Annotated in this window: 9 protein-coding genes and 1 pseudogene; 1 reads left to right on the top strand and 9 read right to left on the bottom strand. The window is 66.7% G+C overall.

All coding sequences use genetic code 11. From position 1 onward, the window contains the following. The 7 genes and pseudogenes from WAZ62_RS20665 to WAZ62_RS20635 form a co-directional block, all read right to left on the bottom strand. On the bottom strand, positions 1–2,229 hold a 2,229-nt coding region (locus WAZ62_RS20665; RefSeq protein WP_422645424.1), incomplete at its 3' end, for a Tex family protein. 134 nt (positions 2,230–2,363) lie between these two features. Then, positions 2,364–3,791: an NAD(P)(+) transhydrogenase (Re/Si-specific) subunit beta gene (locus WAZ62_RS20660; RefSeq protein WP_422645423.1), complete on the bottom strand. Its 1,428-nt coding sequence runs from the start codon at positions 3,789–3,791 to the stop codon at positions 2,364–2,366. A gap of 13 nt (positions 3,792–3,804) precedes the next feature. Next, positions 3,805–4,086, bottom strand: a pseudogene (locus WAZ62_RS20655) (proton-translocating transhydrogenase family protein); the annotation flags it as partial. A 34-nt stretch (positions 4,087–4,120) separates the two neighbouring features. Next, the gene (locus tag WAZ62_RS20650) at positions 4,121–5,257 is read right to left on the bottom strand and encodes a Re/Si-specific NAD(P)(+) transhydrogenase subunit alpha (RefSeq protein ID WP_422645422.1); all 1,137 of its coding nucleotides are present in this window, start codon (positions 5,255–5,257) and stop codon (positions 4,121–4,123) included. 83 nt (positions 5,258–5,340) lie between these two features. Further along, entirely contained in the window at positions 5,341–5,457 is a 117-nt protein-coding gene (locus WAZ62_RS20645) for an aa3-type cytochrome c oxidase subunit IV (RefSeq protein ID WP_109907104.1), read from the bottom strand. 254 nt (positions 5,458–5,711) lie between these two features. Then, the gene (locus tag WAZ62_RS20640; RefSeq protein WP_422645421.1) at positions 5,712–6,785 is read right to left on the bottom strand and encodes a methylated-DNA--[protein]-cysteine S-methyltransferase; all 1,074 of its coding nucleotides are present in this window, start codon (positions 6,783–6,785) and stop codon (positions 5,712–5,714) included. A gap of 181 nt (positions 6,786–6,966) precedes the next feature. After that, on the bottom strand, positions 6,967–8,307 hold the full coding sequence (locus tag WAZ62_RS20635; RefSeq protein WP_422645420.1) for a dihydroorotase: 1,341 nt from the start codon (positions 8,305–8,307) through the stop codon (positions 6,967–6,969). Positions 8,308–8,392: 85 nt separating this feature from the next. Here WAZ62_RS20635 and WAZ62_RS20630 point away from each other — a divergent pair, with 85 nt between their 5' ends. Next, the gene (locus tag WAZ62_RS20630; protein WP_422645419.1) at positions 8,393–9,445 is read left to right on the top strand and encodes a glycosyltransferase; all 1,053 of its coding nucleotides are present in this window, start codon (positions 8,393–8,395) and stop codon (positions 9,443–9,445) included. On the opposite strand, the gene WAZ62_RS20625 is transcribed toward WAZ62_RS20630, so the two are convergent. Beyond that, entirely contained in the window at positions 9,405–11,039 is a 1,635-nt protein-coding gene (locus WAZ62_RS20625; RefSeq protein ID WP_422645418.1) for a 3-(methylthio)propionyl-CoA ligase, read from the bottom strand. The two genes, WAZ62_RS20630 and WAZ62_RS20625, sit on opposite strands and share 41 nt — an antisense overlap. 121 nt (positions 11,040–11,160) lie before the next feature. Next, positions 11,161–11,691, bottom strand: coding sequence for a flavin reductase family protein (locus WAZ62_RS20620; RefSeq protein WP_422645417.1), 531 nt, complete (start codon positions 11,689–11,691; stop codon positions 11,161–11,163). Between the last annotated feature and the right edge of the window lie 223 nt (positions 11,692–11,914).

Here is an 11,914-nt window from a genome sequence, read left to right as displayed (position 1 = left end):
GCGCTGGTCGCCGCGCGCGGGTTGCGGCTGGGGACGGGCATCGCGGGGCGGGGCTTCGCCCTTCCGCATGGTCAGCGAGATGCGCTTTCGCTTCGCGTCGACCTCGAGCACCTTCACCTTGACGACGTCGCCGGCCTTCACCACTTCCGCCGGGTCCTTGATGAAACGGTCGGCCAGCTGGCTGACGTGGACGAGGCCGTCCTGGTGGACACCGATGTCGACGAAGGCGCCGAAGTTGGCGACATTGGTCACCGTGCCTTCGAGGATCATGCCCGGCTTCAGGTCGGAGATTTCCTCGACCCCTTCGGCGAAACTGGCCGTCTTGAACCCCGGGCGCGGATCGCGGCCGGGCTTTTCCAGTTCGGACAAGATGTCCTTCACCGTCGGCAGGCCGAAGCGGTCGTCGACGAAATCCGCCGGATCGAGGGATTTCAGCAGTTTCGCGTCGCCCATCAGGCTGCGCAGGTCGCGGCCGCAGGCGGCGACGATGCGCTTGGCGACACCGTAAGCCTCCGGGTGGACCGAGGAAGCGTCGAGCGGCTCCGCCCCGTTCGGAATGCGCAGGAAGCCGGCGCATTGCTCGAAGGTGCGGGGGCCGAGGCGGGCGACCGAGAGCAGGTCCTTGCGGCTGGCGAAGGGACCATTGGCATTGCGATGGGCGATCACCGCTTCCGCCAGCGAGGCGCCTAGGCCCGAGACCCTGGCGAGCAGCGAGGCGGAGGCGGTGTTGAGGTCGACGCCGACCGCGTTCACCGCATCCTCGACCACCGCATCGAGCGAGCGGGCCAGGCGATGCTGGTCGACATCGTGCTGATACTGGCCGACGCCGATCGACTTCGGGTCGATCTTCACGAGTTCCGCCAGCGGGTCCTGCAGGCGCCGGGCGATGGAGACCGCGCCGCGCAAGGAGACATCGAGATCGGGGAATTCGGCCGAGGCCAGCGCCGAGGCGGAATAGACCGAAGCGCCGGCTTCCGAGACGACGACCTTGATCGGCTTGCTGTCGCCCGGCAGGTCGCCGATCAACTCGGCCGCCAGCTTGTCGGTCTCGCGGCTGGCGGTGCCATTGCCGATGGCGATCAACTCGACCTTGTGCTTCAGGATCAGGTGGCCGAGGGTCGCCTGGGCGCCGCGCACATCGTTCTTCGGCTGGAATGGATAGACCGTCGCCGTCTCCAGCACCTTGCCGGTGCCATCCACCACCGCGACCTTGACGCCGGTGCGGATGCCGGGATCGAGGCCCATGGTGGCACGGGAGCCGGCGGGGGCCGCCAGCAGCAAGTCCTTGAGGTTGCGGGCGAAGACGTGGATCGCCTCCTCCTCCGCGCGCTCGCGCATCTCGTTCATCAGGTCGATCGACAGATGCAGCGACAGTTTCACCCGCCAGCACCAGCGCGCGACATCGGCCAGCCATTTGTCGCCGGGCAGGCTGCCGCGCGGGTCGATGCCGAAGGCGCCCATGATGCGCAGCTCGACCGGTTTCCACGGGCCTTCCGCTTCCGTGTCGATCTCGATATCGACCGACAGGACTTCTTCGTTCCGGCCGCGCAGCATGGCGAGGGCACGGTGACCGGCGACCTTGCCCCAGGGCTCGGCATGGTCGAAATAGTCGCTGAACTTGGCGCCGGCCTCGGCCTTGCCCTCGACGAGGCGGGCATGGACGATGGCCTTGTCCTTCATGTAGCCGCGCAGATTGCCGACCAGATCGGCGTTTTCCGCCATCTTCTCGACGATGATGTCGCGAGCGCCATCGAGGGCGGCCTTGATGTCGGCGACTTCCTCGGTCAGATAGGCCGCCGCCAGCTCCTGCGGCACCAGGGCATGGTCGGCCAGGATCGCGTCGGCCAAGGGGCCGAGGCCCCTCTCCCGGGCGATTTCCGCCTTGGTGCGGCGCTTGGTCTTGAACGGCAGGTAGAGGTCTTCGAGTTCCGCCTTGGTCGCGGCGGCCTCGATCTTCGCTTCAAGCTCGTCGGTCAGCTTGCCCTGGGTGCGGATCGAGTCGAGCACGCTGGCGCGGCGCTGGGCGAGTTCACGAAGGTAGGACAGGCGCTCTTCGAGGGTGCGGAGCTGGGCATCGTCGAGACCGCCGGTCGCTTCCTTGCGGTAGCGGGCGACGAAAGGCACCGTCGCCCCGCCGTCCAGCAATTCGACCGCGGCATTCACCTGTTCGGGCGTCGCCTTGATCTCGGCGGCGATGGTGCGTGCGATGCGGATGCTCTCGTTGGCCATGAAGTCTGCCCGGATTCGTTTCAGGGCGGCGACCATAGGCCAAAGCAGGCGGCGGGGAAATAGCCCTGCCCTCAAACGAAAAGGGCCGCGCCGGTCACCCGGCGCGGCCCCGATCTGCGGGCGCTTGGCGCGGCTTAGTGCGCCATGCCCTTCACGATTTCCTCGACCATCTTCTTGGCGTCGCCGAAGAGCATCATGGTGTTGTCGCGGAAGAACAGCTCGTTCTCGACGCCGGCATAGCCGGACGACATGCCGCGCTTCACGAAGAGCACCGTCTTGGCCTTGTCCACCTCGAGGATGGGCATGCCGTAGATCGGCGAGGCCTTGTCGGTCTTGGCCGCCGGGTTGGTCACGTCGTTGGCGCCGATGACGAAGGCGACGTCCGACTGCGGGAAGGCCGAGTTGATGTCTTCAAGCTCGAACACTTCGTCGTAGGGGACATTGGCTTCGGCCAGCAGCACGTTCATGTGACCGGGCATCCGACCCGCCACCGGGTGGATGGCGTAGGAGACCTTGACGCCTTCGGCCTTCAGGAGATCGGCCATTTCACGCAGCGCGTGCTGGGCCTGGGACACCGCCATGCCGTAGCCGGGGACGATGACCACGGAACCCGCGTTCTTCATGATGAAGGCCGCATCGTCGGCCGAGCCCTGCTTGACCGGACGGGTTTCCTTCTGGCCCGCGCCCGCGGCGGCGGCACCCGCGTCGGCACCGAAGCCGCCGAGGATGACGCTGATGAAGGAGCGGTTCATGCCCTTGCACATGATGTAGGACAGGATCGCGCCCGACGAACCCACGAGCGAACCCGTGATGATCAGCGCCGTGTTCTGCAGCGTGAAGCCGATGCCCGCCGCCGCCCAGCCGGAATAGCTGTTCAGCATGGACACGACCACCGGCATGTCGGCGCCGCCGATCGGAATGATCAGGGTGATGCCGACGATGAAGGACAGCGCGGTCAGGGCCCAGAACGCCCAGGTCGCCTCGCCCTTCGAGAGGATGAGGATCACCAGGAGGGCGACGATCGCGATGGCGATGGCGCCGTTCAGCAGGTGACGACCCGGCAGCAGGATCGAGGCGCCCGACATGTTGCCGTTCAGCTTGGCGAAGGCGATGATCGAGCCCGAGAAGGTGATGGCGCCGATGGCGACGCCAAGGCCCATCTCGATCAGCGAACCGGTCTTGATGCCGCCTTCCGGCAGGGTGATCCCATAGGATTCCGGCACGTAATAGGCGGCGGCGGCGACCAGCACCGCGGCCATGCCGACGAGGCTGTGGAACGCGGCGACGAGCTGCGGCATCGAGGTCATGGCGACGCGCTTGGCGATCACCGCGCCGATGCCGCCACCGATCGCCAGCGCGACGACGATCATGCCGATCGTCAGCGCGTCGATGTTCGGCAGCACCTGATGGGACAGCAGGGTGGTCACGACCGCGATGGTCATGCCGATCATGCCGTAACGATTACCCGAGCGCGAGGTGGCGGGCGACGACAGGCCCCGCAGCGCGAGAATGAACAGTACCCCGGAGACGAGATACAGGAGAGAAGCGAGATTGGCGTTCATTGACGTCTGGTCCTCACTTCTTGTCTTTTTTCTTGTACATGGCGAGCATTCGGCTCGTGACCATGAACCCGCCGAAAATATTCACCGAAGCGAAAATCACGGCGACGAAACCGAAGATCTTGGAAGCCCAGGACGCGGACCCCAGGGCCGGCACCGCGACGGCGATCAGCGCGCCGACGATGATGACCGAGGAAATGGCGTTGGTGACGGCCATCAGCGGCGTGTGCAGGGCGGGCGTCACGCTCCAGACCACGTAATAGCCGACGAAGACGGCCAGAACGAAGATCGAGAGCAGGGAAATGAAATGATCCATCAGGTCACCTCTTCTCTCAGGCCGCGACGAAGGCGGGATGAACCACGGCACCACCCTTGGTCAAGATGGAGGCCTTGATGATCTCGTCTTCCCAGTCGATGGCGAGCTGCTTGGTCTCCTTGGAGACCAGCGGGGTGATGAAATTCAGCAGGTTCTTCGCGAAGAGCTGCGAGGCATCGACGCAGATCCGGCTCGGCAGATTGATGATGCCGACGATCTTCACGCCGTTGTCCGTCACCACCGTCTCGCCCGGCTTCGACAGGGGGCAGTTGCCGCCCTGCTCGACCGCGAGATCGACGATGACCGAGCCCGGCTTCATGGTCGCGACCATCTCCGCCGTCACCAGCACCGGCGCGGGCCGGCCCGGGATCAGGGCGGTGGTGATCACCATGTCCTGCTTCTTGATGGTGTCCGCGATCAGGGTCGCCTGCTTCGCCTGATACTCCTTGGACATTTCCTTGGCGTAACCACCGGCGGTCTGGGCGTTCTTGAACTCGTCGTCCATCACGGCGACGAAAGTGCCGCCGAGGGATTCGACCTGTTCCTTGGTCGCCGGGCGCACGTCGGTCGCCGAGACGATGGCGCCGAGGCGCTTCGCCGTCGCGATGGCCTGCAGGCCGGCGACGCCGACACCCATGATGAGGGCGCGGGCCGGCGCGACGGTGCCCGCCGCGGTCATCATCATCGGGATGGCGCGGGCATATTCCGCCGCCGCCTCGATCACCGCGCGGTAACCCGCGAGGTTGGCCTGCGACGACAGGATGTCCATCGACTGCGCACGGGTGATGCGCGGCACGAATTCCATGGCGAAGGCATCGATGCCGGCATCGGCATAGGCCTTCACGCTGTCACGGTCGGCGTAAGGGTTGAGACCGGCGATCAGCACGGCGCCGCGCTTGAAATGCGGAATCTCGTCCGGCATCGGGCGCTGAATGTGAAAGACGACATCGGCCCCGGCGATCGTGGAGGCGGCATCCGGCGCGATCTTCGCACCGGCGGCCTCGAAGGCCGCATCGGTGATCGCGGACGCGAGACCGGCCCCGGTCTCGATCACGATCTCGGCACCGAGCGCGGTCAGCTTCTTGACGGATTCAGGAGAAGCAGCGACGCGCTTCTCGTTCGGCCGCCTTTCCTTTGGAATGGCAATCCTCATCTGGCCCCCAGACTTGAGCATTTATGAAAAGGTGAAAGGGCGCGGCGCCGGATCCTGATCGGCCGGCGCGCGCCCGTTCGGAATCAAACCAGGAAGATCGCCATGAGCACCAGCAGGACGATCATGCTGATGATCGACCATTTGGTCAGGCTCATGAACAGCGAGTAGGTCTTCCGATGTTCGGTGATGTCCATGGACATAGGTCTATTCCCGAGCTCCCCGGCGATCCGATTGAAGGCGCAACCCAAAAATCAGCGCCGAGTGCAGATCCGAAGTTTCCGATTTCTTGTTTGCCGGGCGCAGCCGCCGGAATCCTCCGCCAACCCCACCAGACCCTTTGTTAGGCGCGCACTATTGCAAAAGGGACCATGGCAAACAAGCACTGTCTCGCTGCGTAGCAAAAGACCGGGCGGGCGCCTATTGCCAAAAGGAACCACACGGGGGGAAATCGGCCTCAGCCGCCGGCTTCGCGCTCGATTTCCAGCAGTTTCCGCTTCCTGGCCGTGCCCCAGCGATAGCCGGTGAGCGAGCCGTCGGCCCCCACCGCGCGGTGGCAGGGCACCAGGATCGAAACGGGATTGGCGCCGCAGGCCCGGCCCACCGCCCGCGCCGCCCCGGGCTTGCCGATCGCCGCGGCCAGGGCGCCATAGGTCCTGGTCTCGCCGACGGGGATCGCGCGCAGCGCCTGCCAGACCGAAATCTCGAAGGCCGTGCCCCGCAGGTCGAGGGCAAGGGCACCGCCGGCATGGGGCTCCGCCGCCCGGGCGCGCACGGCGTCGAGCAGCGGGGCGAGACGCGCCTGGTCCCGGCTGATGCGGGCGCGGGGGAAGCGATGGACGAGATCGGCCGCCAGGATCTCCTCGTCCTCGCCCATGAACAGGGCGGCGATGCCCTGTTCGGTCGCCGCGATCAGGGTCAGGCCGAAGACGGTCTCGACCGTCGCCCACCACAGATCGAAATCCCCGGCCTTCAGCTTCGCGGGTGTCGTGCCCGTCGCCTGTTTCACCGCGCGGTAGGCATCCGAGACCGCGCCGAAACCCGCCTCGTAGAGCGCGCCGGCGACATCATCGCCCTGGGCGAGGGCGGCGACGAGCCGGCCCTGCTTGCAGCCGGCGCCATAGTCGCGCGGCGACATGCCCGCCAGGCGCTTGAACAGGCGTTGAAAATGGAACGGGGAGAGATGCACCGCCTCGGCCAGGGCATGAAGCGTCGGCGCGGCTTCCCCCGCTTCGAGCGCGTCACGGATCAAGGCGCAGGCTTTCTCGACCGCAGCCTGCGCGCGCGTCGCCGCCGCCCCCGCCGGCTGGTCCGGGCAGCAGCGCTTGCAGGGCCGGAAGCCGGCGGCAAGACCCGAGGCCAGATCGGCGAAGAAGCGGACATTCTCCCGCCGGGGCATCCGCGACGGGCAACCGGGCCGGCAGATCACCCCCGTCGTCGCCACGCCGTAATAGAAGTCGGGGCCATCATCCGCCGCGCCGGACAGGCGCTGCCAGCAGGCATCAAGGTCGAGTTCAGGTCTGGCGGTCATGGCGTCTCTCCGGGTCACGGCGGGAGAATGGCGCGGAGGAAGGGCTTACGCTGCCCCGATCTTGCGCTGCAATTCGGCCCACCTCACCCCCCGCCCTCTCCCCCGCGAGCGGGCGGAGAGGGGGCTTCTTCTCCCTCTCCGCCCTTCAGGGAGGGAGAGGGCCGGGGTGAGGTGGGTGCTCTCAAGCAAAAGCCGAAGGCACTTCCGAGAAGCGCAGGGCTTCGCCGATGGCGGGGCCGGTGACTTCGCCGTCCTGCATGACGACATGGCCACGGATGATGGTCGCCATCGGCCAGCCGGTGACGGTATCGCCCTCGAACGGGCTCCAGCCGCAGCGCGAGGCCAGCCAGTCCGCCGTGATCTCGCGCGTCGCGGCGAGATCGACCAGCGTCAGGTCGGCGTCGTAACCGACGGCGATCCGGCCCTTGGCGGCGAGGCCGAAGATGCGCTGTGCCCCCGAGGAGGTGAGGTCCACCACCCGCTCCAGCGTCAACGCCCCCTTGGCGGCATGATCGAGCAGCAGGGGCAGCAGGGTCTGCACCCCCGGCATGCCCGAGGGGCTGTTCGGATAGGGCTTGGCCTTTTCCTCGGCGGTATGGGGCGCATGATCGGAGCCGATGACATCGACGATGCCGGCCCGGACCGCGTCCCACAGGCCGGCGCGGTGATGGTCCTCGCGAATGGGCGGATTCATCTGGGCGTAGGTGCCGAGGCGGCGGTAAGCCTCGGGCGCGGCCAGGGTCAGGTGCTGGGGCGTGGTCTCCACCGTCACCAGATCCTTGTGCTGGCCGAGGAATGCCATTTCCTCGGCCGTCGTCACGTGAAGGATGTGGATGCGCCGGCCGTGGCGCCGCGCGATGGCGACGGCGCGTTTCGTCGCCATCAGGGCGGAGACCGGATCGCGCCAGTTGCAGTGATCGGCGACATCGCCCGAATCGGCGATGGCACGCCGCTCCTTCAGGCGGGCCTCGTCCTCGGCGTGGATGGCGATGCGGCGGCGGCCGGTGGTCAGGACCTTTTCCAGCCCCTCGTCCTCGGCGACCAGCAGCGAGCCGGTGGAGGCGCCCATGAAGACCTTGATCCCGGCGCAGCCCGGCATGGCTTCCATGGCGGCGAGCGCGCCCATGTTGTCCTCGGTCGCGCCGGCATAGAAGGCGTGGTCGCAGAACATGCGGTGACGGGCGCGGTGCAGCTTGTCGTCGAGATCGTCGGGCGTCGTCGTCGAGGGTTTGGTGTTCGGCATCTCGAACACGGCGGTGACGCCGCCCATGACCGCGGCGAGCGAGCCCGAAGCGAGGTCTTCCTTGTGCTCGAGGCCCGGCTCGCGGAAATGGACCTGGGTGTCGATCACGCCGGGCAGGACGTGCAGGCCGGTGGCGTCGACGCGGCGGCCGGCATCGGCCCGCGACAGGTCGCCGATGGCGGCGATGCGGCCGGCGATCACGCCGACATCCGCGAGGCCGCGACCGTTCTGGTTGACGACCGTGCCGCCCGAGACGACGAGATCGAAAGTCTGAGCCATGCTGTGAAATTCCTGAAACCGGCCGGTCCGTTGACCGGCACACGAGGGCCGTGCCATCTCTGGTGCCGGATCGAGAGGCACCGAGATGCATATCCTGAACGTCATGCTGGGCAAGAAGGCGGGCGGTGTCGAACAGGCGGCGCTAGACTACCACCGCGCGCTGACCGGGCAAGGCCATCGGGTGACCAATGTCACCCGCCCGGGCGCATGGGCCGATGCGCGGCTGGACGCATGGGGCGCCGCGCGCCTGTCCCTGCCCCATGTCGCCGAATGGGACCCCATTGCCGCCTTCCGCCTGCGCCGCATGATGGCTCGCCTCGCGCCGGACGCGGTGATCGCCCATTCCAACCGCGCCCTCGGCCTTTGCCTCGCCGCGTCGCGCGGGCGCTGGCCGGTGATCGCCGTCACCCATAACTACAGCATCCGCCGGGTGGTGAAGGCCGATGCGGTTCTGTGTATCACCGAGGACCTCCGCGCCAGGGTGGTCGCCCTTGGCGTTGCCCCGGACCGGGTCTTCCACATCCCGAACATGGTCGAGATCGAGGTGCCGGTGCATGGCCCCGACGCGCATCGGCCGCCGGTGATCGGCGCTCTGGGCCGATTCGTCGAGAAAAAGGGCTTCGATTGCTATATCGATGCCCTGGGCCTCCTGCGCCGGCGCGGCATCGATTTTCGCGCCATCCTCGGCGGCAAGGGCGAGTTGGGCGAGGCACTGCACGCCCGCGCCGTCGCCGCCGGTCTCGGCGATCTTCTCGCCTTCCCCGGCTGGATCGAGGATCGCGACGCCTTTTATGCCGGCATCGACCTGTTCTGCCTGCCGTCGCGGCACGAGCCCTTCGGCATCGTCGCCATCGAGGCTTTCGCCCATGGCGTCGCCCTGGTCTCGACTGCCAGCGAGGGCCCGCGCGAGATCGTCGACGGCGAGAACGGCGTGCTGGTGCCGATCGACGACGCACCCGCCCTCGCCGACGCGATCGCCGCGCTTCTGGCCGACGATGCCCGCAGACAGAAAATCGCCGCGGCCGGAAGGGCCGCGGCGATCGAGTGCTATTCGATGGAAGCGGGCGGGCGACGCCTGAGCGACGCCCTGCGGCGGATCATTCCGCCGCCGCGACCCCCGGGAACTTGTAGTCCTTGAAGTCGTCGCGCAGGCGGGTCTTCAGCAGCTTGCCGGTCGCGGTATGCGGCAGCTCGTCGACGAAGACGACATCGTCCGGCATCCACCATTTGGCGATCTTGCCGGTGAGGAAACCCATCATCTCGTCCTTGGTGATGTCCTTGCCGGCCTTCTTGACCACGATCAGCAGCGGCCGCTCGTCCCACTTCGGGTGAACGACACCGATGACGGCGGCTTCCGCCACGCTGGGATGACCAACGGCGGCGTTTTCGAGGTCGATCGACGAGATCCATTCGCCGCCCGACTTGATCACGTCCTTGGCCCGGTCGGTGATCTGCATGAAGCCCTCGGGATCGAGGGTGGCGACGTCGCCAGTATCGAAGTAGCCGTCCTTGTCGAGGATATTGCCGCCGTCACCCTTGAGATAGGCGCCGGCGATCCAGGGCCCGCGCACCATCAGGTGGCCGAAGGCGACACCGTCGCGCGGCAGCTCGTTGCCGTGATCGTCGGTGATCTTCATGTCGACGCAGAAGACGGCGCGGCCCTGCTTGCACTGGATGTCGAGGCGCTTCTCGATCGGCAGCTTGTCCATGCCGGCCTTCAGCGAGCCGAGGGTGCCGAGCGGGCTCATTTCCGTCATGCCCCAGGCATGGCAGACCGAGACGCCATATTTGGTCTCGAAGGTCTCGATCATCGAGCGCGGCGCGGCCGAGCCGCCGATCACCACCCGCTTCAGGGTGGAGAGACCGCGGTTCTCGTCCTTTTCGAGATGCTGGAGCAGCATGAGCCAGACCGTCGGCACGGCCGCCGTCATGGTCACGCCTTCGCTTTCCAGCAGCTCGTAAATGCTGGCGCCGTCCATGGCGGCGCCCGGCATCACGATCTTGGCACCGGCCATGGGCGCGCCGTAAGGGATCGACCAGGCATTGGCATGGAACATCGGCACGACCGGCAGCACCGCGTCGGACGAGCGCATCCCGAGCGCATCGGCGTTATTCGCGACCATCGAATGCAGCGCGGTCGAGCGGTGGGAATAAAGCACGCCCTTGGGATTGCCCGTGGTGCCCGAGGTGTAGCAGAGCGACGAAGCGGTATTCTCGTCGAACTCCGGCCAGGTGAAATCGTCCGAGGCTTCCTCGACGATGTCTTCATAGCACAGGGCATCGGGGATCGAGGTCGCGGGCATATGCGCCCGGTCGGTCATGATCACGAAATGCTTCACGTTGCCGAGGCGCGGCAACAGCTTCTCGACCAGCGGCACGAAGGTCAGATCGATGAAGAGAACCTTGTCCTCGGCATGATTGACGATATAGGCGATCTGTTCCGGGAACAGGCGCGGGTTGATCGTGTGGCAGACCATGCCCTGGCCCGAAATGCCGTACCAGAGTTCGAGGTGGCGATAGGTGTTCCAGGCCAGCGTGCCGACGACATCGCCGAAACCGACACCGAGGCGGCCCTTGAGGACATTGGCGAGCTTGCGCGCGCGGCGCTCGCAATCGGCATAGGTGTAACGATGGATCGGACCCTCGACCGTGCGCGTCACGATCTCCCGGTCCTTGTGGTAAACGGCGGCAAACGTCAGGAACGACGAAATCAGGAGCGGCCTGTCCTGCATCAATCCAAGCATACTCTCCCCCATCTGTTGTTGTGTTTGAAGGTGGCTCCGACCAGCACTTAAGGTCTGCCGGTCCCTTCGTCAACCTGCCCGAATTCGGGGGGCTTCGCCTTGTCGATTTTCAACGCATCCGGGATTTCAGACGGATGATCTCACCATCCAGCGCGAACTCGCCCCAGCCCCGGTGATGCAGCGTCGGCGCGGCGCGCAGCGCCGGGTTGATCCAGCCGTGCACCGCCTCGAGAACGAAGAGGTTGAAACGCTCGACCAGGCTGTCGTCGATCACCCGGCACTCGATATTGGTGATGCAATCGGCCAGCAGGGGCGCCGCCACCAGCTTGGCCGGCTTGGTTTCCAGATGGAAGCGGGCGAATTTGTCGACATCACGGCCCGAGCAATTGCCGATCTCGACCACCCGCTCCGCCATCGAGGCGGGCGGCACGGCGATCACGCATTCCCCGGTCTCGCGCAACGCGGTGAAACTGTGGTCGGCGCCGCTGACGATGCAGGCGATGCGCGGGGGCTCGAACTCGACCATCATGTGCCAGGACATGGTCATGACATTGGCTTTGCCGTCCCGCGCCGTCACCAGCAGGGCGACGGGGCCGGGTTCGAGCATCTGATAGACATGGGCCATGGGCAGGGTCTTCACGGTGGTCTCCTCGATGGCGGCGCGGCCCCGCCATCCTGGCGCGCTCAGGCCGCCGCGGCCTTGACCCAGGTCAGGAAACGGCGAAGCGCCTCCCCCTTCGCCCGGCCCTTGTGCTGGACCAGCCAATGGCCGTCCGGGGCCGGCACCGACAGGGGATAGGGCTGCGCCAGCCGGCCGGCCGCCAGATCATCGAGCACGAAATGCCGGGCGGCCAGGGCGACGC

It is taken from the genome of Zavarzinia sp. (assembly GCF_049306435.1).
GTDB lineage: Bacteria > Pseudomonadota > Alphaproteobacteria > Zavarziniales > Zavarziniaceae > Zavarzinia.
Note: the sequence above shows the minus strand (reverse complement) of the source record. Positions and strands in the feature narration are given on the sequence as shown.